Origin of the sequence: Nonomuraea sp. NPDC003709, assembly GCF_040610775.1 — a bacterium.
GTDB lineage: Bacteria > Actinomycetota > Actinomycetes > Streptosporangiales > Streptosporangiaceae > Nonomuraea > Nonomuraea angiospora_A.
Map to the genome: position 1 here is coordinate 70,384 of NZ_JBEXMW010000010.1, position 26,623 is coordinate 97,006.

The window sequence follows — 26,623 nt, forward strand, 5'->3', positions numbered from 1 at the left end:
GTGCTCCTAGAAGGCGGCGTTGACGGAGTAAACAGAGCGCAGGCGGTCGGCCAGCTTGGCCACGACCGAGCCGGGCACCACGACCTCGGACAGGTCTTTTCTGGGCGGCCTCGATGGCGGCGCGATGTCTGGAGGGTCGGTTTCTCGCTCAACGTAGGTCGCCTCGACAAGCCGCTTGAGGGCAGCCGGTCCACAGAGTTCCTGCAGCCAATCATGTGTTTGGGCGACCGTCGGACGTGCGGTGGGGTTGTGCGCGAGCATCTTCTCGACCAAGGGCCTGGTCCTGTCCGACAAGCCGTCGAGGTTCGGTGGTTTGTCGGCACTGATGATGTTCATGAGCATATGAGCGACTGTCGCGCCATCATAGGGATAGTGCTTGGTCAACGCGAACAGCAGTGTCGCGCCGAGGGCGTAGACGTCAGCGGCCGCGGTGATGTGCTTTGGCGTGTTCGCCTGTTCTGGCGACATGCACGATGGCGTGCCAATCGTGGACTCGGTCGTGGTCAAATCGGTGGGCCCATCGGCGAAGGCGACCAGCCCAAGGTCAATAACCTTGGGACCGTCACGACCGAGAATCACGTTGGCGGGTTTGAGGTCTCGGTGGAATAACCCGGCGGTGTGGATGTCTTTGAGGGCTCCCGTGAGCACCACACCCAACGCCGCGACGTGAGTCTCGTCGAGGGGACCGCGGCTCTCCACGAACTCCTTCAGTGTCAGACCACGGATGTACTCAACCGCAAACCACGGCCGCTCTTCGCCTTCGTCCGAGGCGTCCACGAGAGCGGCGATGTGCGGGCCTTGGACCGTGCGCAGCGCGTCCGTTTCACGGGCGAAACGGGCACGAACCTCGGCTCGCGCGGCAAGTTCTTCGCGGATCACCTTGATCGCCACGGGTTCGCGATCATCGGTTACACCGAAGTACACGCGGCCCATCCCACCGAATCCGAGCCTGCCCCGCAGGGAGATGTCGCCGATCCGTATGGGATCGGAGCGGTCCAAAGGATCCACATCCACCTACCTTGACATCGGAGAAGACACAGACTCTTATCGCATGATGTAGCCACCCGTTACTTCGGCCACTCGGATCACCTTAGCCGATACGACATCGGGGGTCTACGGAAAAATCTACTGTGAACTGGATTCATGGAACAGATCAGTGCTAGCCTGCCGGGGCGCACCTAGAGTCCCGACCAGGCAGGGCTGGACTGTCCAGGCTGGAAGGAGACATCAACGGTTTGGTTGCTACGAATTGGTTGCGACATCGTGAATGACATCGGTGATCATCGTGTACCGAAACTTCGGCCGTCATGCCGCCACGCATGAAATATGAGGCAAGTCATCACGAGGGTTAGCGCTGAGTTGCCTGCGTCAAACGCATCTTCTCGCGAGACCACTACCGGCGAAAGCTGGAGCGGCTGCTCAACTGATCGTCTTCCCCACGCCAGCAATAACTGACTGGAGTTTCCCATGGCAGGTTCCAGGAAGCCGAATCTGGTCTCCATCGTCCAGAAGGCCTTGGAGAACGGACCCGTGCCGGCCGATGAGCTGCTCACCACGGTTCATCAAGCCGGGCTGCGTTGGATCGATCCAGGGACTCTTTGGGAGGCATGCGCAACACACGGCCTCGCCGATCTTCGAGATGGCTTGTGGGTGCCGAGGGGATGGGCGCAGGCACCCGCCGTACCGGCCCGTCATCAGGAGTCGATCGAGGAGCGGGCGGCCGCGGAGGCGACACGATTAGCAATGTCGCTTGGATTGCCCGCGCACGAGCCCTTGCCACCCGTCGGACCGATGTCACCTGAGTGGCCGGAGGCAGCCAGAAAGGCGGCAGCCGCGCTGCGCCACGAGCTTCAGGCTGTCTCCAAACGCCGGGTCCAGACCGACATCCCACTCATCGCCGTCGCGGGCGCGACCACACCAGGCGGCCGACTGAGGCGTTTCGAGGCACAAGGCGAAATCGGCGCTGCCGAGGGCATGCCCGCTACGTTGATCGCGAACAACCAGCCGTTCCAGGTGGAGATCGTGTCAGTGTTCGGCAGTGTGGTCACATTGTCGACGCCGTCGGACATGCCAACGGTTACCGAGGCGACGCTGCGCACCGACTTGTCTTGGCTGCTGACCGAGCAGAGCAGACGGCTGGGCGAGCTTGTCCACGGTGGGCCTGGGTTCGATGCCGTAGCAGCACTGGCCGTGGTGACACCACCCGAAGTGAGGGGTCGCGTTCGCCCTACGACATCAATCAGCGTCAAGGGTCTAAATGCGGGGCAGCAAGCGGCGGTCCAACTTGCGCTCACATCCGGAGTTACCTGGCTGTGGGGTCCGCCGGGCACCGGTAAGACGACAACGGTTGCCGCCCTGATCGCCGAACTGTGCGCACGAAAGCAGAGGGTGCTGCTTGCGGCGCCGACCAACGCGGCCCTGGACGTGGCGATCCAGGCGCTGCTCAAACGCCAACCCAGCCTGGCCGACGGCGCGCTCGTCCGGATCGGCCAGCCAGCCGACCCCGCTCTCACGCGCAGGGTCCTCGCCGACGAGATAGCGGCCATGCGGGGCGCTCCGCTGGCGCAGCGTCGCGTTGCGGCGGGCAGCCGGCTACGTGAATGCCGTAATCACCTTGATGCTCTCAAGCAGAGGGAGCTGTCTCGAGCTGAGGAGACCGCACGACTGCGGCTGGAGACGGAAATCGCCGAGTTGCAGGTGTTCGTGCGCGAACTCGATGGCAAGCTCAAGCAGGTGCGGCGACAGATCTGCCGAGAGGCCACCGTGGTGGCCGCCACAGCCCACCAGCTCTCGCTAGAGACCCTCAAGAACCTCACTTTCGACGTCGTGGTCCTCGACGAAGCCAGCATGACCACCGCTGCGCTTGCCATGCTGGTCGCCGGAGCAGGTAGCGGGCACACCGTCATCGCCGGCGATTTTCGGCAACTCCCGCCTGTGGTGATCGCTGACACTCCAGAAGCACAGGATTGGCTGCGCCGAAGCCCGTTCGAAAAGGCAGGCATTCCCCACGCCGTGTCAGAGCGCAAGGATCCGCCTCGCTTAGCTGCCTTGACCAAGCAATACCGTATGCGCCAAGCCATCGGCGACGTTGTCAGCACCGCCTTCTACGACGGCCGCCTCTCGACCGCACCGGGCACTGCCGCCAGAACCGTGCGCAGCCGGGCATCCTGGACCAAGGCCGAGCTTGTAATCATCGACACCACCGCCATGCGCAGCCGCACCGCACGCAGACAGGGCAGTTTGTCGCGCTACAACCTCGCCCACGCCCAGCTGACCGCATCCCTCACCAGCACCGCCACAGCTACAGCAGCGGACCTCGGTCTGATCACACCGTTCGCACCGCAAGCCCGCCTGTTAGAAGCGCTGCTACCCGCAGACCATCTAGAGGACTGGGCGGCCTCCACGGTCCACCGTTTCCAGGGCGGTGAAAGAGACATCGTCGTCTACGACACCGTCGACACCGGCCGCGGCGTCTCGCCACTCAACCGATGGTTCACCGAAGGTAACGCTGGCAGCGAAGGCGCTCGCTTGCTTAACGTGGCAGCCAGCCGGGCGCGCGATCACCTGATGGTCATCGGCGCGCTAGACGCGCTGCACGAGCGCTCCGCCGCCTTCCGCGACCCGGTGTGGACCTTTTTTGCACACCTCATCGACACTGCCACGCCGATACCGTGGCAGTCGGCTGTCTCCACGGGACTGACCGAACTCATTGAAGATGATGATCTCATCACTCGACTACGTGACGACATCAAACGCGCTACGACTGTCGACATGTGGTTACCTGGTAGTTCCCTACACGCTATGCCGCTCCTTCTTGCTGAACTCACCACCATCCGCGCGGACGGTCCTGAATCCGAAGCGGTAACCATCTGGGTGGAGCCGAAGCCAGACGGTCACCTGCACCTCGAAGCCCTTCAGGCACGGCGAGAAGGGATCAACATTCGCCCCTGCTTGCCCATCCTCGAATCCAGCGCCATCCTCGGCGACGTCGTCTGGTCCGCATCCAACTCACTGCTCGCGGCAGCGCCGGGAGTCGTGTTGCGCACCGAGCACCGCGCCTTCGCCGATGCCGCCCGCCGCGCTCAGCACCGTCGTCCCGGCGCGGGGGCACCAAGCAGCGGGCAACATGGCCACGACTGCGGCCGCTGCGGCCGGATGCTGATCCGGTACGAACAGGATCGGCGCGGGAGGACCGGCCTCCGCTACGAATGTTCAGCCTGCGGAGCGTAACCTCAAGAGGCAGCCAACGGAGGGTCGTGATACAGGCGGTGAAACACGAGCTTGACGACCCTTGGCCTTTCTTCTGCGACAGATATGCGATCGGCCCTTCGAGAGCAGCACGCCACTCGTCGATCTACTGATCGCCGATCTCTCGGATGCCGGCTTGCACTGTCGATAAGGATCACCCAATACCGCCTGAAACTGATTCATGGCGGGTGTGGGTGCTCACAACAGAGTGGGGGCCTCAGAAGAACCCCTACGAGGGGCCTTACGGGCGCTTTCAGGTAACGGAACCACGTTCGCATGCTGCAAGTCGGCTACGGTGACGAGGGGGCCGTTGCAGATCTTCTCCAGCAGGGTTGCCTGCTCGGGCTCAAGCTCAACGCACAGCGTGAGCACGTGAAGAAGCTGGAGCAGTTCGGTGGTGAACTCTGCAGGCCACTCCTCCGTGTTGATCTCGTCGAGAGGTGATGACTTCCTACCCGCGGGATTCTTCTTCCGATAGCCGAACCACTTCTTGACGACCTTCATCCCCGACACCTCGTACGCCCAGACCTCGGCTCGGACGGGCGAGATGCGGCCAGAGCCCACGTGGAGGGTCTCCGTCTCGGCATCGTAGGAAATGTCATCAGGCATCTCCTCGGTCGTACTTGGAATCGGTGCCCGAGCCTTGGCACGTTGATCAGAAACCGGCTTCGGCGGTCCCGCGGGACGGCCATCCTCAGGATCGACGAAGCGTTCACCGTAGGTGTGCAGCCAGATGACGCGCTTGCCAATCCGTACAGCTCGCGCCCACAGGTCAGGGTCAGCCGTGAGGGGCACCCGAACCCCCGGAGTGCGTAGTTGCTCGGCGAAGCGCGCGGTGTAGCCGCTCTGCGCTGTTACCGCCGCCACATAGGCAAGCACGTCCGGAGGCGTAACGGCCAGGCCGAGGCGCTGCGAGAGGATGGGGATCAGGCCGGGAGCAAGGTTGGCTGATCCGGCGACGCAGTCCCGGTAGAGCGGGAGCACCCGCCCGCCACCGCTTCCCTTGAAGTGATGCATGTCGGGCACATGGGCACAGAAGGTCAAACCTGGTCCGCAATCGATCGGCTCGGCGTGAAACTCCGAGACAAAGACCTGCGTGCTTCCGCGGGCTTGCCATAAGGCTGGACGAGCGAAATCGATCACGCGAGGGTCATATACAATCCTCTGCCTGTCGAAGCTTCTATACGCGACGATCTCGATGGCGGGCTCCATCGAGGTCTCCCGTGAGACCGGACAGTCCGCTGGCGTGCCGCCGGGTAAGTCGCCGACGAGAAGGTCGACCCGCCGGTCCCGCGTTCCCTTGAATAGAGCGGCTTTCTCGGCGGCGGGTGTTTGGATCAGCCGTTCCCAACGCCTGCGTAGGACTGCGGGGCTCGGGTCGTATACCCAGGTTCGATTGGGTTTGACGCCGGGAGCCTGCCAGGGCATGAGGTCTCCCAGAGTCGGGTAACTCAACCAGTCGTCCTCCCCTGTCGGCCGGAGGCGGTCCTGCCAGCCGCTCGCGCAGTCCATCCACTGCAAGTCGTCCAGGGACAGGTGAGCCATGCGGGCGAACTTGTCCGCGCGGCTCCCATCTACGCTCACGTGATGGATCAGTGCGGGTGTCGCCCGGTCGCCCACTCCGTACCGGGCGAAGACTCCGATGCAGAGAGGCTGCTGAACACCGGGGAAGACCCGTGTGGGCACGTCGGGCTGATGCCCTTCCGGCGATAGGTCGATGATCCATCCCTCGTCGGCCGTTCGGCGGAGGTACTCCCGCATCCCGGCGAAGCCGGGGCCGCGTGTATAGCCGGACGTAGTGATGAAGGCGACGATGCCGACGGGCTGCTCGGGATGGGCGTCGAAGACCTTCCAAGTCGCCCATCGCCAGAAGTACACGTACAAGTTGGACAGCACGTACTCGTACCGGCCGAGCCCTGTCGCCTTGAAGGCACGCAGCGGAATGTCCTGCCCGGAGTTCTTCGCGCCCTGTTCGATCCAGCCGCCCAGTCCTCCCGCTCGATCCCCATAGGGAGGGTTGCCGATGACCACCTGGACCGCCGTCTCCCGCTTCACTCGATTGGCTTCTCGCCGGGAGCGCACTATCGGCTCGTACATCGAGCCGAGATCGAGTCGCGTATTCTCGAACGGGCTGTCGAGAGTGTCGGCGACGAAGAGCTGCTGATCCTTCTCGGCGATCTCCGCACCGTACTTGGCCTTCAACGCCTGGTTCAAACGGAGCTCGGCCACTGCGTACGGCCCGGCCTGCCGTTCCATCCCTACGAGGCGGCCGAACAGCTTCTTGAGCTGCCCAGGCACCGCCCCCTCACCCTCCTCTTCCTCCACCGCCCGGGCGACGGCGTCGACGATGTTGAGGAGGTAAGTTCCTGTGCCCATCGCCGGGTCGACGACCACGACCTCATCGGCGGCAAAGCCGCCCACCCGTCCGAACCTCGTTCGCAGGATGTCGTCGACGAAGCGGACCATGAACGAGACCACTTCGTTGGGGGTGTAGTAGGACCCGCTCCGCTTGCGAAGCTCGGGGTCATAGGCCTCGAGGAAGTGCTCGTACAGGTAGAGGTAGGAGTCCCTCGAGCCGTCGGTGATCTTGCCCCAGTCCACTGCACCGATCACCCGCTTGAGTGTCTTGACGACGACACTCCGGTCCTCCACCCCGTCGTGCGTGAGCACGGCGAGGGCTTTACCCATGAGCAAGTGGTTCTTGCCGAGCTGCGCAGCAATCAGGCCCAAGCTGCGGCCCTCGAAATCGATGCCGTCCACGCGGGCGAGCAGTAGTGCGAACGTCACCGTCTGGGCGTAGGCATCGGCGAACTCCTCCTGTGTCAGTCCCGGGAAGAGTAGCTTGTGCCAGTCCTTGCTCAGCTCGGTGAAGGTCTTCTGCTTCTCCTGGCCTCGGCGCTCGCGGGCGATCGCCTCCATAACCTCATCCCGCAGCAACTTGCACAGCCCGGCGACGGCGCGCACGAGCTGCCGGACGTTCCTCGGCGGGTTCGGTTTCCAGAGGAGGAAGTCGGAGACGACGCGGGCGAATTCCCCGTCGAGCGGGGCGAGCTTGCTCCCCGCCTTCCGCACGTCGCCGTTCAGGCGCGCGACTTCCCCGACCAGTTCGCCATTCCGATACAGTGCCCAAAGGGCTCCATCGGTGTAGAGCACGTTGGGCAACAGCCGCAGCTTCTCCCACTGAGCTCTTTCATGCCTGTTCGGTGTCCAGGCTGAAGGAACACCGCGACCGGGAGCCTTGAGTTCGATGTGACCCACCCGTGCGCCGGCCACATCAACGGCATAGTCCGGGCGTACGCGGAGCGACTCCAGACGGGTCTCGCCGATCATCACGATGGAGACGCCGAGCGCGTCGGCCATGTCAGCGAACAGCCGCTCCAAGGGTGCCCGGAGCTGATCCTCTGGTTGCCCACCACCGTGCAGCTTGAGGGCAGTGGATTTGCCGAAGCGCCCAACAGCTTCGGCGGCCTTGTCCAGCAGCGGCTTGGGGAGGTTCGTCGCGGCCATAGGCACCCGTTCGGTCTGAAGTTATTCCAGCAGAGGGCTACCTATGTGTTATTGACCGCTTTGCGCCTCGTTAGAAAGCTTCCAAAGCGCTACATGTGAGTTCGCGAGCTTATGGTCGATTCTGTACCTGAGAGGGTCATAGTAAGTCCCACTCGATCCGCAGCTTCTGGCCCCAGGTCTCCAACTTTGGCTGCTGAGGGCTGTGCCCGCCGGCCTTCCGGGGCCCTTGCCGACGTGCCCGGTCGTTTGGTCCAGGCCTCACCAACGGACGTGGACGGTCGCAAACCCGTGGGGACCGCTAAGGCCTTATCGACTACAGACACCGTCAGCGGGTCGGGGACCCGAGGGGGGTCGCGTCCGAGATGCGGTGTAAAAGTGAACGAGCGTAGGTTGCCGTGCTGAACCGACCAAAGTTCACACAACGCAAGGACCTACGCTCCTGCCACGCACACTACCGCCCGTTCAGGCCATCCGCGCCGAGATCGACGCCCTGTGCGCCGACGGCCGTGACCTGGTCGAGGTCATCGAGGACGTCGCCCGGCTCGGTGCCCGCCTGATCATCCAGACCGCTGTCGAAGCCGAGGTGGACGCGTTCCTCAGCCGCGCCCGCTACCAGCGCACTGCCACCGTCACCGCAACCGGCGGCGACGAGGAGGCCCCGGTGCGGCCGGGCTACCGCAACGGCCACTGCCCGACCACCGTCAAGACCACCAGCGGCCCGATCACCATCGCCCGGCCCAAGCTGCGCGGCACCACCGAGAAGTTCGCCTCCCGCCTGTTCGGCACCGGCGTCACCCGCACCCATGCCCTGGAAACGCTCGTCATCGCCTCGTTCGTGCGCGGCCTGTCCGTCCGTGACATCGAAGGCGCCCTCGCCGACGCGCTCGGCCCCGAGGCCGCCCTGAGCAAGCCCACGGTCTCGACCATCCGCCAGGCCATCGTGGCCGAGTATGACGCCTGGTGCCGCCGCGCCCTGACGCACGTCGAGCTGGACTACCTGTTCCTGGACGCCTCGCACTTCAAGATGCACGATGGCAGCCGGGCCGAGCCGATCTTGGCAGCCTGGGGCATCACCACCGCCGGCAAGCCCGTCTTCGTCGGTCTGGCCACCGCCGCGGCCGAGTCCACCGACGCCTGGCACGACTTCCTGTCCGACCCCGTCGCCCGCGGTCTGCGCCCGCCGCTGCTCATCATCTCCGACGACGCGCCCGGCCTGATCAGCGCCGCCGAACAGGTCTTCCCCTGCTCGCTGCGCCAGAGGTGTCTCGTGCATCGCGCCCGCAATGTGTTGGCGAAGGTCAGCGCCGGCGACCAGGCCGAGGTGAAGGCCACCTACTGGCAGATCTTCGACCTCAGCGAGCTGGGCGATGACATCACGGTCGGCCAGGGGTTGGTCGACCTGGTCCAGCGGCGCATCGACGCCTTCGCCGATACCTGAGCCGGCCGCTACCCGGCGGCGGCCAAGTGCCTGCTCGCCGACCGCCAAAGCCTGACCACCTACCTGCGCTTCCCGATCGAGCGCCACAAGCGCATCCGACATTCCAACTTCATCGAGCGCACCTTCGGCGAGACCCGCCGCCGTGTCAAGGTCATCGGCCGCTTCCTCGGTGAAACCTCGTGCGTGTCGCTGGTCTGGGCGGTGCTGGATCGCGCCGCCCGCGGCTGGCGCGGCTTCACCCTGATCAGCAAGGGCCTGCGCATCCTGCACGACCTCCGCCGGGCCCTGCTGCATCCGCCCGCCCAGCTCCGCCCTACCGACGAACCGGCCTTGGCACCTATCACGGAGGCCGCCTAAGATCCACTCACGGCACCTACCTCGTCGAGCTATTTACACCGCTCCGAGGACGCGACCCACCGAGGGGGGTTCCACCAGAGAGAAGGACAGGGCCGTGGTGACAAGGATGGCGCCGCCGGCGGCGAGGACGGCGGCTCTGTCGACTCGTTGGTGGATGACGGTGAAGCTGCCGGGGAGGGCGTTGAGAACGCCTTGGAGCTGGTCGGCGTTTTCGGTGCGGTGGTAGGAGCCTCCGCTGGTTTGGGCTATCTGTTTGAGTGCGGGCTCGTGGATCATGCGGACCTTGCGGCCTCTGTCGATCCCACCGCGGCCGTCGAAGCCGCGGCCGTCGAATTGTGAGTTGTCGCAGACCATCCGGGGGGCCGGGTTCGGGGTGCCGAAGCCGATGGTGAAGACGCGGGCGCGGCGCAGGGCTGCTTCCTGGGCGGCGGTCTGTGGGGCGACGCTCTGGGTGTTGGCGCCGTCGGTGAGCACGACGATCGCGGCGCCCGCGCTCCACCGTGCGCGTCACCTCGCTCGCACTCCTACGCAGCGCGCTGCCCACCCGTACGTGCTGGACCCGGAAGATCCCCCGGCACTGTTCATCACCGGAGTCGCTCTGCTCGCAGTCGGGGCCGCCAGGCCGCAGGCGTCGGCGACGATCCCGCTCGCGCTCGACACCTCCGGCTCCATGTGCTCTACGGACGTTGACCCCAATCGCATCACCGCCGCGAAGAAGGCCGCGGCGGACTTCATCGAGTCGCCGCGGGGCGGGCCGCCCATCGGCCTGGTCACCTTCGCAAGCACCGCGGGCCTGCTCATCCCGCCCACCGACGACACCGACTCGCTGATCGACGCGCTGGACGACCTCATCGTGTCCCGCGGCACCGCGATCGGCCAACCGGTGCTCACCTCGATCGACGCCATCGCGGAGGGCGACCTGTCGGTCCCCCCACCGGCGCGAGCCCACCGGCAGCGGCGGGGCTGGCTACGCCGGCGGCGCCGCACCCACTCGCGGATGGCGAAGATCAGCGGGATGGTCAGGATCGATAGCAGCGCCCACGGGCCATGAGAACGTCATTCAGGTCATCGTGGGATTGGAGCACAGTGAGCGCCGCTCCTGCCGTGAGCAGCGCAAGGGCGAGCCCGATCAGGGCACCGGCGAGGGGCAGCAGCTCGTCGGAGATGGTCAACCGCAGGTCAATCGTGTCAGCGATCCCCTCGCGCCGCGCGGCGTCGGAGGCGGGGCGGTTCGCCGCGGCGTTCCGACACCGCCGCACCACCTTCCACCACCCGGCCGATCATCTCAGTGAACTGTCTAACAGTGACGAAGTCGTCGCGACCAAACTCTCCTATCGCTGGCTGGCCCAGGACTCAAAGCCGCCGCCCGGGCGGCGTGCCTGTCCCAGCGGCTCGGCGGCAATGGCGGACGGCCGGTTCCCGCTTAGCGGCCACATCTTGTACTGCGTGTCGGCCCGCGACTTGATCGCAGTGGCTTTCCTCTGACTGTCCTTGACGCGGTCGGGCAGTGGGCGCTTTGTGGCTCATGGGCACAGATTGCTCCGCTCTGTATTGCTCGCAATCATGCTCCGGCACTGCGACCCGACCAGCACAGAACAGCACGTTGATTCGCCTCTATCGGGACTAACCATCAGCCCAAGAAGCGCGCCGGCCGAGCGACAGGTCAGGGGAGCCGCTCGGGATGGACGACAGGGGGCCATGGACGATCCAGCAGCGGACCTGGACCAACAGCAGCGCCTTCGCCTCGCCTACGACAGAGCATCTGAACCCAGTCCGGAACGCTCCCCTCCGCCACGTTCGTCCCTGGCTCTGGAGCGCCGCGACCAGCGGCGGCAATGCACTCAGTTAACTGATCCCCAGGACTATCTCATGAGCGTTTGGAGTAGGCCCGGTCCCCCCGGGGCACCAGCGCCCGCCCAGCCACCTGGGGTCTGCCAGATGGACTCGATGTCCAGTGACGATAGGAGCTGCGCGAACGCCTCACCAATGGGCTCAGAAAACAGTCCCACGAGGTGGGGATCCTTTATTCCCTGCTCACGGTACAGGAAATGCCGATAAGATACTAGTTGCCCGATGGCCTCCCGTACTGCGAACTCAGGGTTAGCTCCTACCGTCTTCGCCTCAATGAGCCAGTGCGTTTGATTGAACTCTACGGTCAAATCGCGAGGATGCACGTTATTGTTGGGGACAAGCCCTCGGCCTCTGACCCATGTGCCGAATGCTTCGATTAGTGCTTCGTGTCGACGCTGTCGCGTTTGCTCGTGCGCCTTAACATAGGCCGTATACTCACTGGAATTCTTTGGACGGAAGATAGATCCCTTTGGCGTTCGCAGTTTCACTTTCTTAACCGTGGATGAACCAGACGTGGTCTTTAAGGCCGACGGGTCAATTGCGCGGATCTCATCCTTGATGTCGATGCAGGTACTATAAAGCGCGCGCAGCCTTGTCAGATCATCCAGCAACTGGCCGTCTGAAGGAAGGTGTTGCAGATCATATTCGATCGATGCTATGTTTCCGTATTCATATGCACGAGGCAAGAAGTATTTTACGGGAGCACCAAGGTCGATATTGGGGATCATACCAATCAGCGCTTCGGCGCTGAGATGTGAACGAATGAGGTCACTTTCACTGGCGAGCTCTTCACAAGCAGCCGCCTCGGCGGCCACGCCCTTGAGTCCTCGACCCTCCGCTCCACGCCTGTGTTGGGTTGCCCCTTGGTTCATACTTAAGTAGACGCGAGATAAATCTCTACGATAGAGATAGACGACGTAAAGTCCCTCCTGAGCTGTTTTGGTAATATTTTCATCCAAGATGGCGACCCATGGGATCACTGGCAAACTTTGACCTGATCCACTTACGCGCACTCGCATACCAGCAGGCACGAGTAGCTGCAAGTCCCGCCGCACAACCTCCAGATGCTTCTGCGCCGGCTGCTCCTTACCAGCGGAATGACCGTAACTGTGTGCACGAACACCGGCAAGCAACTTATGTAGTCCCATCAGATCAGTATAGGCCAAAACCGACATACGAATCCACGGGAAGATCGTCACAATTTATACCAAAATGTCGAGCTAGCGATGAACCCTTCCCAATGCGAGTTTTGCCACCTTTGCAGCTAATCTGCGTAGGGCTCAGTCTTAGGTGTGAGACTCCTGATAGCCACATCCGCCCAGGTCATGGAGCAGGACGCCCTTGTTTCCCATTCCCGGCTCCCAACAGCTCGTGCCCGTTCGATGTCCAGCGAAGCCTCCTGGGGCAGCCTCAGCCAGTTCATCGAGCAGATAGAAGAGGACCGGTTCGTTTTCCACCGTAGTGTTCCATGAGCAAATTCAGCGATCGCCACCCGATTCCCACTTCCCACACCTACAGTGACGACTCGTGACCGATGCGCTAGTTGTGGCCTACGTCGGCGTCGGAGGCACCCTCGCCGCGACGATCGTCAGCTTCATGGGAACCGGCTTCCTTCAATGGCGGCGCAACCGCTCAGGTGAACGGAAATCTAGAGAACAGACAATCTCTGAGGTGCTCACCGCCGCGGTCCTGCTCACGAATGGAGTCCAGGTATATCGCACCACATGGGTGGATCACTCGGTGCTACGCACCGCCGCCATGAGGCTCCTCAAGATCTTCCCTACGGGCTCGGTAACCGCAGGTTGGCATGGCCGCGTGGCCGACGTTGCGACCGAGGTCGAGCAAGATAAGCGGGACCTGGCAGACGACTTTCACCGCACCCTCACGCCGAAGCTTGAGCGGATGGTGAAGGCGCTGAGTGACGTCAGCCTGTGGAGCGAGCGCCGAGCGCGCAATGTCGTGGCCGCCGCACTAGTCCTTGCCGATGCGGCCGGTCAGCTTGTGGAAGCAACCGCAGCCAAGAACCCGAAGTACAGACAGGCCAGGCAAGCCTTTGAGGAGGCCCTCAAGGACTTCCGGGAGGCAGCCGATGCCAGACGGTGACCCCTCACGTGTTTGCCAGCCTATCTCTCCTGGCACCCTGCCTCACGACCGATGATGTCGCCATTGTCAAGTTGCGCTGTTGGCGCGGATGTCCGCCAACGCCGCCCGTATAGCCTGCCCCGACGCCCCACTCTCGCCGGCGACCAGCCCTCGATCACGCTCAGAGGTGCGATCGAAGACCCGGACTTCGTTGTCCACGTCGCCGTACATGTCCTGGCCGCGATCGGTGATAACCGCACCTATTTGCTGACGCCCGCTGCCTGCGCTCCGCCCCCGGGTCAGCTCCAGTCGCTGCGCAGCGGCAAGAACCTGATCGTCATGCACCACAGGATCGAAACCAGCGCCGTCCGCTGGTGAGCCGCACGTCGATTACCTGCACATACGGGCTAATCGCGGGGTTCAGGCCCGAGCGGGCGCGCCCGCCATGGTCAGGTCGGCTGTCCGGGACATACGCGGGATGATCTTGCATGGCCCAGGCACCGTGCAGGCTATTTGCCCAGGTCAAGCCACCCAAACAGGTGAACCTACCTCCGCTCTCCTACAGCAGGTGTCGAGGGCGCGGCTTGTGCCGCAGGCGCTGAGTCCGTGGGAGTGACCATGGTCCGGCAGGAGACAGTTGAGCTGAAGCCCTTCGCATGGATCGACATGAACCGGCCACCGGCTCTGTTGCCTCCTCATTTCAGGGAGTGCGAAACCGGTACAAGTGACGCGAGACGCTCGCAAGCTCAACTCCTGCCCAAGCGCCGGATCAAGCCGTTGCACATCTGACCGGATTCAGACCTGAAGGGGCAGATACAGGATGACAGGGACATCCAAGCACATCGAGATATGCAACGGCGTGAAGCGTTGAGATCCCGCGGATGGTGAAGGCCCAGCCCAGCGCATACGTGAGGCCTTGGCTACAGATACGCCACGTTGGAGGTCAGGTCTACAGCGTCTGATCTCATCGCCCGGGTTTCTCCTTTCCGCTTCTTCTCGACGACGAGATCCCTTGGCCGGAATTGCGGCACCTGAACACTGTCCGGTGTGATTCGTAGTACCGTATCTTCTTCATGTCGGAATTACCTGGCCGTAATGATGCATACGTCAGCCTGGAGCGGCCATCTCGTGGAAGACGATGGAGGAACCTCGTGAGTACCGCGCCCCGGTTCATGACCGCGAAGGCACGTCCGCTACCGGTACTTGTGCTAGCAGACGTGAGCGGAAGCATGGGAGAGCCTCGGGAGAAGATCGATGTTCTAAATGAGTGCATCCGTCGCATGCTCGATGACTTCGCAACAGCCGACATTGGGCGAGGGGCCATTCACGTCGGAGTGATCGCCTTCAGTCAGGATGGCGCTGTCCTGCATCAGGAGCTCGTGCCCGCAACAGAGGCTTCCTGGACTGATATGGAAGCTCGGGGCGGCACCCCACTCGGCGCGGCACTCTCGCTCGCCGACGAACTGCTGCACGACGAGTTGGTCGTTCCCGCCCGAGCTTTCGCCCCCACCCTTGTCCTCATCTCTGACGGTATGCCCACCGACGAGTGGGAGGAAGCCCTCGACCGCCTACTCGGTTCCCCGAAGGGCTCCAGGGCTAACCGGCTCGCGATTGCCATCGGGCCCGACATGACCTCGCAGGCCAAGGCTGTGCTGCGCCGATTCGTTAGCGACGAAGCCAGCGGCGTGTTCGAGGCACAGGACGTTGGACGGATCCAGCAGTACTTCCGCTGGGTCACCGTCACCGTCACCCAGCGCGCTCAGAGCACTCGTCCTGACCGGACACCGGTGTTGAACCCCGAGGACCTGTCCAGCTTCGGCGCTTAGGCAACACGAGCGCGCGACGAGAGGAACCCAACCGTGGCATCACGCTGGGACCTTGGTGGTCTGCTGCGGCCCGTTGAGGATGAATACCATCAACTGTGGTCACTTTCTCATTCCATCGGAGCCGGCGGCCAGGGAGAGGTGTGGCTGGCCCGAGGTGGACGCACCGCGGTCAAGATAATCACTGCCTCGACGCAGGAATCGGCCGAGGCCGTTCACGCCCGGCTGCGTCGCATCCAGCGCCTTCCGCTGGAAGGTATCCCTCTGGCGGGCGTACTCGCCCTACTTGCGCCGCCAAAGCTCGGCTATGTCATGGAACTCGCCGATGAGATGGTTCCGTTGGACACTCTGTGCGTCTCCGATGAGGAGGATTTAGCGGCCTGGTACCTGCGCACTGGCGGATTGAACCGCCGACTACGTGTGCTGGCCAAACTCGCAGACTCAATCGCCCGGTTGCATGCTCGGGCCATTGTCTATCAAGACCTGTCTCCGTCGAACATCCTGATATCTGCCGACCCCGAGCAGCAAGAAATCCGACTCATCGACGTGGACAACCTCGGTCTGATCTCCGCAGTTAGTTCCACACCAGTTCACACCCCAGGGTACGGAGCTCCGGAGATCGTTTCGGGGCACAGCGGCGCCACCACCCTGACAGACGCGCACGCGCTCGGTGTGCTGATCTTCGAGGCTCTCACCGCGAGCCATCCGTTCCGCGGCGATGAGGTGCTCGACGGCGATCCCGACTATCAGCGGGAGTACGCCGACCGCTTCCGTCTGCCATGGATCGATCACCCCACCGACCACACGAACGAATGCACCCTTGGCATCACACCTCGGCAAGAGCTGCTGTCCGGCCAGCTGTGGAACCTAGCTGCCCGTTGTTTCGTGGACGCTGTGGACGACCCGCTGGTCCGGCCACCCGCTGCCCAGTGGGCGGCGGCACTGCACTCTGCGGCGGAGCAGACGGTTCTGTGCCCGGATTGCCGTTGGTCCTACCGCGCCGTTGCAGCCTCCTGTCTCTTGTGCCGACGCCCCAGGGACCGAGTCTGGGTGCTGCGCCACGGACTAACCGGTCCGGTGGGTACCGAGCCTAAAGGTTCGCCGGAGACCGGCGATGACGTACCCGGCGTCCAGCTGTCCGAGGTGCCGCTGCTCGATTTCACCGTGCTGCGCCGCGGTGCCGAAACAGCGCTCACCGCCCGGCACACCTCTCCGGCTCCGGACCAGCCCGACACAGTGGTCGCTCAGGTGCGACTCGACGGTCGTGATGCCACTGTGCTGAACCTCTCACACAGCGCTCTCTGGCTCGATTATCAGGATGGGCGGCCGTGGCGGGAGATTGGCCAAGGGAGTCAGGCCACCGCACCTGTCGGCGGCCGGCCATGGACACTGCATTTCGGAGAACAAGATGCCATCCACCGCTGGGTGCGTCTGATGGCGCTGGAGGCGAGTAAGTGAACGTGCGCCTCAGGGAACCGGCCATGCCAGCCCGTATGCCAGGTGAGCCAATCTTCGTGTCGTTCTTTTGGCACCGCGTGCCATGGCCCTCCTCTGAACAGACACTTCCTGACGGCGCCGAAGTCCGTCTCTATCGTCGCCCCACCGGCCAACTCGACCTAGTCACTGACTCCGCCACGTACGGAATTCGACCCGCCAATCCCGAGGATCAACGCAAGCTCGACCAAGTTTGGGCAGCTGGCCCCAACTGTGTAACGGTGACCGCTCATCCAGTAAGGCCGACGCCACCTACGGCGGCCACGCCGCAACGCCCCCGCGCGGGGAGGCCGAATCCGCCTACATCAGGTGCGAGCCAACCGTTCACCGTGCGAGTTCACATCTACGCGCCCGCCGTGGGACTTGCTCTCCCGCTCAGCTCTGGGCTGCGGCTTGACATCAATGACACCGTACTGGAAGACGCTGCGAAATACGCAGACCGGGCGGACACCGTCAACGCTGCGTCCGTCATAACGTTCCTGACACGCGAGCTACTCCTGGCTCCGCGCCCGGGGGCTTCCACCGATGCCAGGCGCATGGTGATCTCAGCTGGACCGGCGGGGAGTTTTGACACTGGCTTCCGGGTTCACGGGCCAGGCATCATGGCCGATGTCGAGAAAAACAGTACGGGCTATCGAATCGTCCGTTTGCTCAGCGCCGTCTACGATCGCGGCCTTGGGCAGAAGGCGCTGGCGGTCGGTCCCATTGAGTTCCGCGATATGACCGCCAGACAGCGCGATCGGGAAAGGATCCAGCAGGGACTCGACTTGGTGGCTAGCCAGAACAGTTATCTGGCAATGTGGGACAGATATCAGGAGCTAGAGGCTCGCCACATTCGAGGGCGTATCCGCGACTTCGGAACCATTCGCTACAGCGAGGTCAAGATCGAGTCGGATGGCCGCTGCACATTCATCGTGGACCTGAGGCGTGCGTTGCCCCGTACCCGAGCCGCTTTAGAGAACGTGACAACGATCGAGCGGATAGAGATCGAGGCTGCGGCGTCAATTCCGGCCTCCGCAACCGATATCACGATGACCGATCGGGAGTGGCTAGTCGCCTCCCGCGCACAGAAGGGACGGGCGTGGGTCGGTGAACCGCTCGGATACGACAGCGTCACCGAGACCTTACGGCTCGTCGCGACCCTCAACGACCAGAGGGACCCACCGCCCGAAGGCTGGCTCTACCTGGCACACCGCGGTGACCAGCGTCGACTCGACCGCCGCGAAAAGGCGATGCAGAAGCTGCGTACCGACGGAACCCACATTCCCGCGCTACCCACGTTGTTGGAGGGTGGGATCTGGCCACAGCCGGCGCAACGGCGGATCACGAGGCTCTCCCGGTCCGCACTCGACTGCTTCGCTCCGCATGGACCGACGCCCGCGCAGCGAGAAGCAGTGCTTACTGCTCTCAACACACCCGATGTGGCGATCATTCAAGGACCGCCAGGCACCGGGAAAACTCAAGTGATCGCTGCTCTGATCAACCAATTGGGCGATCTCGCTCAAGGTGGAGACGTTGCGGGAAGCACTTTGTTGACGAGTTTCCAGCACGCGGCGGTGGATCATCTGGTTGCCCGTGGCTGGGTCTTCGGCCTGCCCCCTCTGAAAGTCGATTCCCGCGGTCGGGGCAGTACGGTCGCGTTGGACACCTGGCGCATCGAAGCAGCTCGCTCCGCCGACCTACGGCTGCGCGAGCGCCCGGGGGGCCACCATCTGGCCGCTCAGCGCGCGGCCACCGAGTTCGCCGCCACCTACCGGGTGGCACCGGTCCCGCCCGAGTTTCTGCCTCAATTCCTCGACCAGGTGCTCGCTGAACTCGGCAACATCGCTGAACCGTCACTGGTAGAGGAACTACGCAGCCAAAGGACCAGAGCCGAGAGACACCGGCAACGGCTTGCCGCTGTCACCGAGCCCGAGACCCGCGCGGACTTGTTGCCGTACGTACGCTCGTTACGATGTACAGCAATGGGTTTCCAGGACGACGGCCCCCGCACGGCCCGTGCGCTGCTGACCCGACTCGACCTCGCCGACAGCCCACTGCTGGACGGCATCTCGTACCGCAGGCCGCTGCGGGCGGCAATCAATGCCACCTCGGCGCGTCCCGAACTGCTGGTCTTGCTCGTCGAGTTGCGCGACGTTTTGCTCGACCGTCTCACCGCGCGGATCCGACTGCCGGAGATCACCGTGGCCGATCCAGGAATCGTGGATACCCTTGACCGGCTCGCCGCTCAACTTACGGAGGCGGTAGGCCGGTCACCCGACGCTGTGACGGCGGCGTTACTCGAGTATCGGGACGATCTGCGCAGTGATCCCGAAGGAGTCGACGACACCCTCCGCGCCTACACTGTCTCGCTCGCCTCCACCTGCCAGCAGGCCGCTTCTAAAGCCATGACCGAGGTCGGCCGTCAGGATGGAGTATTCGAGTCGGTCATCGTCGATGAAGCAGCCCGGGCCAATCCACTTGACCTGCTCATCCCTCTCGCTCAGGCCCGCCGCCGGATTGTCCTGGTCGGCGACCATGTCCAGCTTCCGCACATGCTGGAGCCCGACGTGGAAAGAGAGCTGGGCTCGCTCGGTGACGAGGTTCGCGACAAGCTACAGGAAAGTTTGTTCCAGCGCTTGGCCGAGCAGTGGAGGCACGGCTCATCCGACGGCCATCCCCGGTTCGTCCGCCTCGACACTCAGTTCCGGATGCATCCGGTACTCGGCAGCTTCGTCAGCGACAATTTCTATGACGAACCCCTACACAATGGTCGTGAAGCCGTCGAGTTCACACACGGAATCGACCGGTATGGAGAGGTGCCAGCAGTGTGGATCCCCGTACCACTGTCCTCGGGCGGCGAGACACAGCGGGGCACCAGCCGGGCCCGTAATGCCGAGGCCACTGTCATCGCGGGGGAGATCGCCGCGTTGATCGAGCAGTACCCACAGTTCACATTCGGGGTCATTACATTCTATGCGGCACAGGTCATCGAAATCTGGAAGGAATTGAAGAAGGCTGGGCTTGCCGAATTCACAGAGGCGGACGGATGGCGTCCCATCCCACGACTCTGCCGGGACGAGGACGGTACACCGCTCGACCGGTTACGTGTGGGCACTGTCGACGCTTTCCAGGGAATGGAATTCTCCGTCACTTACCTGTCGACAGTGCGCAGCTGCGCGCCTGCCGCACGCACCGATGCCAAACGCGCCTACGGACACCTGACCGTCGCCAACCGGCTGTGCGTGGCAATGAGTCGTCAGCAGCGGCTGCTGGTCGCCGTCGGCGACGACGAGATGTTTGGGGCTGAGTCCCCGAAAGATGTCAAGCCTCTTACGGCGTTTCTTGCGCTGTGCCGGGAGGGAGTGCATGGTCGTGTCGTTCGACCGTAAGACTCCAGTTTTCCAACTGGCTTTCCCCCCTCGGGGACACTATCGGCCTGTTCTGCTGCCGCTATGGGTCTATCAGGTGACCGCACCGACCGGCTACTCCCGGGCACTGGACGTCTTCCAGATGGTGGTGCTGCGCCTGTGCGCCGCTGGAGTCCGCGATGTCGGAGACCTGTCACGGCTGATCGGTCTGGACACCACCTTGTGCCGTACCGTGGCCGCCCGGCTTGTAGAGGGCCAGCTGATGGAACCCGGCCTCCGACTCACAGAGGCAGGACGACGGACGCTGGCTGAAGGAGAGGTCCCGGAGACTGATCCTCGGCTTGTGCGCGTCTTCCAAGATCCGGCCACCGGAACGCTGTTACCCCGCATCCTGGTCGCCGATCCGGTACGCGCCGACGTACGGGAGCACCGCGGCCGTTGGGTTACCATCCAGTTCGGCACCGCTGGCGCCTCCCGGGAGGTCAGGGCACTGACGTTGCACGGCACCGGCACTTCGCTGCGTCCGTCGGAACGGGATGTGCTCGATGCCTGTCGGAGCCATGACATGGCAGCTCGAAACCTTCGCGGCACCTCCCGCAACAGCGACCACACCACGACGACAGCCCGGCGGGTCGGGTTTCACGGCATCCCCAACCCTGCCTACCTGGTGTGTTACACCGTCCAGGACGACGATGGCTCCGGGCGTAACTGGACCCTCCACGACCCGTTCGCGGTCGGCGACGGCCGTGCCTTCGCTGACCTGCTGGCCGGACGCGTCGAGCAGGACGAGCAGCTAAGCGGGCTGATCGACGACCTGGTCGGACGAGAGCGCCGCGATCGGACTACTACCGCCCGCAAGGTCGACCGGGAACTCGCCGAGGATGCCCGCGCTGACGTGGTGCAAATACTTGGCGAAGAAATCCGGGAGCACCCCGAGGTATTCGCCCACCTGGCAGACATCGAGCTGGCACTCGTCAAGGACACCGCACGAGAGCGCGAGAACGCAGCACGCAACGCGATCCGTGTCTTCGAATGCATACTGCCCGGACTCAACGAAAAATTCCCTGCCCAGCTACCGGCATCCCGGGTACCAGGCGTGCGAGAGCGCGCATTCGTACTTGCCGCGCAGCGCCTGGGCGCCACCTCCGTGCCACCAGAATTACGAAAACGCTGCGCCAACCCGTCAAACAACCTGATCGGGGACATCATCAGAGCGATCTGGGCAGCCGGAGACAACAGCCAGCATCCCTTTGGCGAATTCATTCGGCAACGCCCCACGCTTCTGGAGGAGCTCGACCGGTCGCGCATCCTACGAAATAAAGCAACGCACGGAGCCACCGGTGCGCCAGCATCCGACGAGTTGGCATTTATCCGGACTCTCGCCCACGAAGCAGCCCGTCACTTACTCGGGCTAAGCGGCGGCCGACCGACAGCAAGAGGGTGAAGGCGTCATGGGAAAAAAGCAGCCGAGAGACCGCGGCAATCGGAACGGGGGCATGAGGCCGGGCCAGCCGACGGCTTCCCAGCATCCCACGGCCGGCCGTGCCCGTCTTTCCAGTGCAGCCTTCGCCACGAAGCGCCCGGAGGGGCAAACCAGCATGGCGGCACTTGTTGAGGAAATCCAGCAGGTGGCGGCTGAGGCCCAGGTGGTCCTCGCAGTCGGCGACGAGCCGACCAGCGACGCCGCCGAACTTGAGCGCGCCTGGCATTTGTACCGCGCGCTCGCCAAGCGCGCGGCCGACCACGCGGACGCGCTGATGATGCAGGGGAACCGGCTTCGTTCGGAACGGTCGGAGTTCGACACCGCAGTCGTTCGACAGACGGAAGAAGCAGCGGCCCTCCAAGAGGAGCGAGAGATACTCGACGCCCGAGCGGCTTTGCTCGACCGCAAGGAAGGTGAACTGTCTGATCGTGAGCAAGAGGCCGAACGTCGGTTCGCCGAACGGCGTCTGGAAGCGGGCCGGGAACTGGAAGCCTGGCTGGCAGACCAACGCCGGGAGGCGGCCGAAGCCCTCGATACGGACCGCCATGCCTGGCAGACCCGATGGACCGAGGCGCAACGTCGCCTGACCGACGCACAGGCAGACTTGGATCAGCGTAAGAGCGATCTCGCTCGATGTGAAAGGGACTTGCGATCTGAGCGAGCCAGGCTGGATGACGACCGCGAGGACGCCGCCCAGCTCAAGGCTGCGCTCAAGGAGCAGCAGGGCAGCCGTGGCGAGCGGTTCGAGCGCGAAGTGGCGGACCGCATCGGCCAATTGGCTCGACAGATGGAGGACGACCGGCGTCGGATTACTGCTCTCACCGCAGGCAACGAATCTCTGAGCGCCCGCCTCACTGAGTACGACACCGCATTGGCCTCCCTCGGAGGCATGACGCTGGAGCAGGTCGTCGAGCGCATGACCCAACTGCGTGCTGAGAACGCCCGTCTGGTGGAAGAGAACGCCACTGCGCCGCGTGCCGATGCCCGCATGCTCGAACAACTGCAACAGCAGGTGATGCAACTCGCCGCCGACAACGAAGAGCTGGTAAGGGAGCGAGGAGAACTGGAATCCGCCTTGCAACGCGATCGCATCGCTGTCAACGAACGCCAGAACTACCTGGAGGCCAACAACTGGCTGCGCGCCGCCAACAGTCAACTTCAGCAATTGCTAAATGAGGAGGCAGCCAAGCTCAACGCAACTGCTCAGGCAGGCAGGGAGGGCCACGCGTTTCCCGCCTGCTCTGTCATGGACCAGGAATTCGGCACGCCGCAGCCGCATGTTCCGCACGTTCCGGAACTGTCTGAACTCGTGGAACAAATGCAGGCGGTCATCCGGCAGGAGAATGGTCTATCCTATCGTCAATTAGATCTACGTTTGGTCCTGGCAGGTATGGCAATGAGCCGCCTCCATCTATATCAGGGCATCAGCGGCATCGGCAAAACCGGGCTGGCGCAGGCACTGGCCACCGCCTTTGGAAGCACCAGCAGTGTGTCCGTCGTCCCCGTACAGGCGGGTTGGCGGGATCCGCAGGATCTTATGGGGTACTACAACAGCTTCGACCGAATCTTCTATGAGTCCGAATTCACCAAGGCTTTGTATCGAGCACAATGCCCCGCGTTCCGAGATCGGCCTTTCTTTATTGTACTCGACGAGATGAACCTTTCCCATCCGGAGCAGTATTTCAGCGGAGTGCTCTCAGCCCTCGCTATCAAGAACCAGCCTAGATTGGCGCTGACCACGGCCCCTATCAAGAATCCCCCCAAGCTAGTTATCGATGGGACACACATCGCCATTCCGGACAATGTGTGGTTCATTGGAACTGCCAACCACGACGAGACGACCGTCGGTTTCGCAGACAAAACTTACGACCGGGCCTTCGTTCTGGAACTACCCTGGCAGCACCCAAACCTCCCGGAGAGCATGGCCACGCCGCAGGACGCCCTCGCTCATCGAGGTCTCTCCCGAGCTTTCACTGAAGCGCAGGCCGCCTACAGCGCCCAAGCTGCCAGCATCATTGACTTCCTCGACAACAACTGGCGCCGCCGCCTCGCCGAGGAACTGCGCATCGGCTGGGGCAATCGGCTGGAACTGCAGATTCAGGCGTTTACGCCCGTCATAGTGGCCGCCGGCGGCAGCCCAGGCGAGGCGCTGGACCACCTTCTCTCCACTCGCATCCTTCGCTCCGTCCGAGGACGGTACGACATTCATGCCGACACGCTCGACACACTACGCACTGACCTCCTCGAGAGCCTGAGGCAGTTCGACTCCATTCACGAACCCACCTCAACACGACAACTGTTGGATGATGAGATCCGCTCGCGGGGTCGGCAATGAACGGAGAAGCGGTTGAGCCAGATCTCGACTCCCTGCTGGTCCGCCATCTACTCGCCTTGTCGGCCCATCTCTCCGAGGAGGCCGACACGCTCGACGACTGGCTGGCCATGCCGCCGATCATTCTCGACGTCTCCGACGAGACCGCAGCGCTGCCGGTGGAAGATGCCTTCGAGCGTGAATCCGGTGCACTGCGTACGGTATGTCACCGCCCATACACTCGGCTGCATACAGTAGAGGAGATCCTTCCGACGTCCCGGCTGCGTTCTATGGCTCCCGGTGCGGTGGCACGTCTGGCAGCCCGTCCAGAGGACTGGGCCTCACGTACGCTCACCGGCGTCCGGCCAACTCGCCTCCTGGCTCGGCGCAGCGAGGAAAACGCTGATATCTACGAGAACCGGGTCGCTGTCGCCGTCCTGAACGTGATGCGATCACATCTGCAACAGCGGATCGCCAGAGTAAGTGACCTGAGCAGGATGGTTGGCGATGTGCAGGGGCTGTTGATGTCCCCGGAGGGGAGCACGTGGCGGGCCCTTCGGCACCTGACCGGGCTGCTGCGAAATATCGAGGGCTCCAATAAGCATCAGGCGGCAGCGCAGCTTCGCCTGCGGGAACTCGAATCAGCCCTAGCCGCTGTGGAAATCATGCTTAGCTCGCCACTGGCACGCGCGGTCGACCACCGTTCCGCGCCACTCCGCGAATTGCATACGACGAATCTGCTCAGCAGCGATCCCAATTACCGGAGAGTAGCTGTCCTGTGGCAGACGTGCACCACGATGGAAGCCCTGCGGCCCGGAGCAGCCGAAACTGACCGTCGCCGACAGGAATTTCGCATCGCCTTCGAACATTTCACCGGTCTCCTCGTACTCCTCGCCTGCAAACTTCTCCAGGCGACCCCGGACGTCGACCAGTCGGTTCCCGGCCCTGGCCAGACCACTCGCTTTCAGCTGCGAGGCGTGCCGTTGACGGTTACATGGTCATTAGCAGGGGACTTCGTCATCCACTGGCGTGGACGGCAAGCGTTGCGCATCCTGCCGATCTCGACCGACTTGTGCACCGCTCCTGATGCGACCTCGGTCATTGCCTTGATCACAGATATCTGCAGAAACCGACCGCCTACCAAGCACGGGAACGACCTCATCGTCTACCCAGGCTCGCACCAAACACGCGAGAACGCTGAACCAGCAGTCCTGCACGCCGCATACCGAATCGGGCATAGAGACGATGCCGCGCCGAAACATCGTGCCGATACCGCTCCCTTGTCCCCACTGGAGATCTTCAGCGTCAGCCGTCTAGTACGGGCAATCCACTGGGCGACCTTGGGTGCCGACGCCTACTGCTATCCTCACTCGATACCCATGCCCACGGGCGAACGGTCAGCTCTTGCGGAATGCGACTGGCTCGAACCCCGTCCTGACGGTGTCGCGATCCTACGCGCACCGCTCCCGGACGAGTTGAACCAGCTGCCTGCGCTGTTGGAACGATCGCGGCCGCTCCACAACGGTGGCCGGACAAACAGGCACGAGGCCCGGCGGTTGCGCGAATTGTGCGCGACTTTGGAAGACGCAGCCACCAAGACGGCATTCCTCGAAGTTTGCCCTATATGCGCCAAGGCCGATCCTCGGCGTCGGGTCGTGTTCGAGCCTCGAGATAAGGGTCTGTTCGCTGCGTTCTGCCCTCTCTGCCGTACCCGATGGGAACTCCGCCGTTGCCTTACCTGCAACCACGCCTTCCCAGTACTCGCCCCGGACGACCTCGTCTTCCGTGGTGCCCCAGAACCCGACCTTGACCGCCGCCGCGGTGGCGCCCTCCTGGCGATCCCCTGCTGGGCCGAAGACCGCACCGGCCAATTCATCTGCCCAGCCTGCGACACCTGTGGTCAGGCGGCCCGAAACCCTTCCTGCCCACGTGGATGTTCGGCTCGCGGGCGGATCGTGTCCTGAGGCGAGATGTGTTGTGGTGGCGCGGAAAGAGCGCAGTTACTCCACCTCGACTCGCGACACAGCACCTAGAAGTGTGTTAGGACCTCTAGCCAGGCGAGTCGCCCGACCATGGGCAGCCAGGGCCGATGCCGTGTGGAGCGTGAACAGCGATGTGCAGTAAATCGTTCATCGCCGCCAGCGCCAACACTGGGGCCTTCAACAGGCGGGACAAATACGGGATGATCAATGGGTCTACCCGACCGGTTTCGGAAATATATGCAGGTCAAGCCAGGTAAGAAGCAAGTATGGTCCACGCTCTCCTAATGCGAGCCCTCTTGTTAGCGTCAAGGGCACCGGTGAGTCGAACGCTCAACCCGCCGCGATCCATGGGGTGATCGTTGGTTGTGAGCCACCACCACCAGGCACCGGCGAATCAGATACGTGATCTTGTTCGTTCTTTACCTGCACTCGTGTCCGGATTCGTGCCTGGAGACAGGTATTTAAACAGTGACAGGGACCAGGTGACTCGGATGATCGGGCCACATCACCATGACACGACCCAACCACATCACCCTTCGAAGTCCAGCATCCACCACGCCCATCAGGCCCAACGACCTCAGCCAGAACAGGCCCTGGCATGCGCCGCCGAGCGGCTCGCCTGAGCTGCCTCAACGCGATCAACTGTCTGCTGAGCACCTCAGGTCAGGAGCGGTCACCAGATGGGGCTTGTTTTCGC

The 26,623-nt window shown here is 63.4% G+C and carries 15 protein-coding genes and 1 pseudogene; 11 read left to right on the forward strand and 5 right to left on the reverse strand.

The window, feature by feature from the left end:
• Positions 1-6 precede the first annotated feature (6 nt).
• The gene (locus ABZX61_RS29175) at positions 7-1,008 is read right to left on the reverse strand and encodes a serine/threonine-protein kinase (protein WP_355199403.1); all 1,002 of its coding nucleotides are present in this window, start codon (positions 1,006-1,008) and stop codon (positions 7-9) included.
• A gap of 459 nt (positions 1,009-1,467) precedes the next feature.
• Between ABZX61_RS29175 and ABZX61_RS29180 the strand changes: the two genes are divergently transcribed.
• A complete protein-coding gene (locus tag ABZX61_RS29180) occupies positions 1,468-4,230 on the forward strand; it encodes an AAA domain-containing protein (protein WP_355199404.1) in 2,763 nt (920 codons plus the stop codon).
• 216 nt (positions 4,231-4,446) lie between these two features.
• On the opposite strand, the gene ABZX61_RS29185 is transcribed toward ABZX61_RS29180, so the two are convergent.
• Positions 4,447-7,755, reverse strand: a complete 3,309-nt coding sequence (locus ABZX61_RS29185; protein ID WP_355199405.1) for a type ISP restriction/modification enzyme — start codon at positions 7,753-7,755, stop codon at positions 4,447-4,449.
• Positions 7,756-8,278: 523 nt separating this feature from the next.
• Between ABZX61_RS29185 and ABZX61_RS29190 the strand changes: the two are divergent.
• Positions 8,279-9,550: pseudogene (locus tag ABZX61_RS29190) on the forward strand (IS256 family transposase).
• Between the two features lie 33 nt (positions 9,551-9,583).
• Here the strand turns inward: ABZX61_RS29190 and ABZX61_RS29195 are convergent.
• Positions 9,584-10,024: a hypothetical protein gene (locus tag ABZX61_RS29195; RefSeq protein WP_355199406.1), complete on the reverse strand. Its 441-nt coding sequence runs from the start codon at positions 10,022-10,024 to the stop codon at positions 9,584-9,586.
• Here ABZX61_RS29195 and ABZX61_RS29200 point away from each other — a divergent pair.
• On the forward strand, positions 10,017-10,601 hold the full coding sequence (locus ABZX61_RS29200) for a VWA domain-containing protein (protein ID WP_355199407.1): 585 nt from the start codon (positions 10,017-10,019) through the stop codon (positions 10,599-10,601). The genes ABZX61_RS29195 and ABZX61_RS29200 overlap by 8 nt on opposite strands.
• A 134-nt stretch (positions 10,602-10,735) precedes the next feature.
• Positions 10,736-11,035 (forward strand): hypothetical protein, encoded by a 300-nt coding sequence (locus ABZX61_RS29205; RefSeq protein ID WP_355199408.1) that lies wholly within the window; start codon positions 10,736-10,738, stop codon positions 11,033-11,035.
• Between the two features lie 377 nt (positions 11,036-11,412).
• On the opposite strand, the gene ABZX61_RS29210 is transcribed toward ABZX61_RS29205, so the two are convergent.
• Positions 11,413-12,600, reverse strand: coding sequence for a DUF3578 domain-containing protein (locus ABZX61_RS29210; RefSeq protein ID WP_355199409.1), 1,188 nt, complete (start codon positions 12,598-12,600; stop codon positions 11,413-11,415).
• 328 nt (positions 12,601-12,928) lie between these two features.
• Between ABZX61_RS29210 and ABZX61_RS29215 the strand changes: the two genes are divergently transcribed.
• Positions 12,929-13,504, forward strand: a complete 576-nt coding sequence (locus tag ABZX61_RS29215) for a hypothetical protein (RefSeq protein WP_355199410.1) — start codon at positions 12,929-12,931, stop codon at positions 13,502-13,504.
• Between the two features lie 66 nt (positions 13,505-13,570).
• On the opposite strand, the gene ABZX61_RS29220 is transcribed toward ABZX61_RS29215, so the two are convergent.
• The gene (locus ABZX61_RS29220) at positions 13,571-13,828 is read right to left on the reverse strand and encodes a hypothetical protein (protein WP_355199411.1); all 258 of its coding nucleotides are present in this window, start codon (positions 13,826-13,828) and stop codon (positions 13,571-13,573) included.
• 827 nt (positions 13,829-14,655) lie between these two features.
• Between ABZX61_RS29220 and ABZX61_RS29225 the strand changes: the two genes are divergently transcribed.
• The 6 genes from ABZX61_RS29225 (at position 14,656) to ABZX61_RS29250 (ending at position 25,908) form a co-directional block, all read left to right on the forward strand.
• Positions 14,656-15,309, forward strand: coding sequence for a VWA domain-containing protein (locus tag ABZX61_RS29225; RefSeq protein ID WP_355199621.1), 654 nt, complete (start codon positions 14,656-14,658; stop codon positions 15,307-15,309).
• 33 nt (positions 15,310-15,342) lie between these two features.
• The gene (locus ABZX61_RS29230) at positions 15,343-16,764 is read left to right on the forward strand and encodes a protein kinase (protein ID WP_355199412.1); all 1,422 of its coding nucleotides are present in this window, start codon (positions 15,343-15,345) and stop codon (positions 16,762-16,764) included.
• A gap of 638 nt (positions 16,765-17,402) precedes the next feature.
• Positions 17,403-20,171 carry an AAA domain-containing protein gene (locus ABZX61_RS29235; RefSeq protein ID WP_355199413.1) on the forward strand — a complete coding sequence of 923 codons (2,769 nt, stop codon included), beginning with the start codon at positions 17,403-17,405 and terminating at the stop codon, positions 20,169-20,171.
• Positions 20,149-21,594, forward strand: coding sequence for a hypothetical protein (locus tag ABZX61_RS29240; RefSeq protein WP_355199414.1), 1,446 nt, complete (start codon positions 20,149-20,151; stop codon positions 21,592-21,594). The genes ABZX61_RS29235 and ABZX61_RS29240 overlap by 23 nt, the downstream gene beginning before the upstream one ends.
• A gap of 7 nt (positions 21,595-21,601) precedes the next feature.
• The gene (locus tag ABZX61_RS29245; protein ID WP_355199415.1) at positions 21,602-23,968 is read left to right on the forward strand and encodes a hypothetical protein; all 2,367 of its coding nucleotides are present in this window, start codon (positions 21,602-21,604) and stop codon (positions 23,966-23,968) included.
• Positions 23,965-25,908, forward strand: coding sequence for a DUF2357 domain-containing protein (locus ABZX61_RS29250; RefSeq protein WP_355199416.1), 1,944 nt, complete (start codon positions 23,965-23,967; stop codon positions 25,906-25,908). Before ABZX61_RS29245 ends, ABZX61_RS29250 begins: the two co-directional genes overlap by 4 nt.
• The last annotated feature ends 715 nt before the right edge of the window (positions 25,909-26,623 follow it).

Excerpts from the sequence above, each read along its gene's own strand:
- ABZX61_RS29180 (WP_355199404.1), top strand. The coding sequence starts at position 1,468 with ATGGCAGGTTCCAGGAAGCCGAATCTGGTCTCCATCGTCCAGAAGGCC.
- ABZX61_RS29185 (WP_355199405.1), bottom strand. The coding sequence starts at position 7,755 with ATGGCCGCGACGAACCTCCCCAAGCCGCTGCTGGACAAGGCCGCCGAA.
- ABZX61_RS29225 (WP_355199621.1), top strand. The coding sequence starts at position 14,656 with ATGACCGCGAAGGCACGTCCGCTACCGGTACTTGTGCTAGCAGACGTG.
- ABZX61_RS29235 (WP_355199413.1), top strand. The coding sequence starts at position 17,403 with ATGGCCGATGTCGAGAAAAACAGTACGGGCTATCGAATCGTCCGTTTG.
- ABZX61_RS29240 (WP_355199414.1), top strand. The coding sequence starts at position 20,149 with ATGGTCGTGTCGTTCGACCGTAAGACTCCAGTTTTCCAACTGGCTTTC.
- ABZX61_RS29245 (WP_355199415.1), top strand. The coding sequence starts at position 21,602 with ATGGGAAAAAAGCAGCCGAGAGACCGCGGCAATCGGAACGGGGGCATG.
- ABZX61_RS29250 (WP_355199416.1), top strand. The coding sequence starts at position 23,965 with ATGAACGGAGAAGCGGTTGAGCCAGATCTCGACTCCCTGCTGGTCCGC.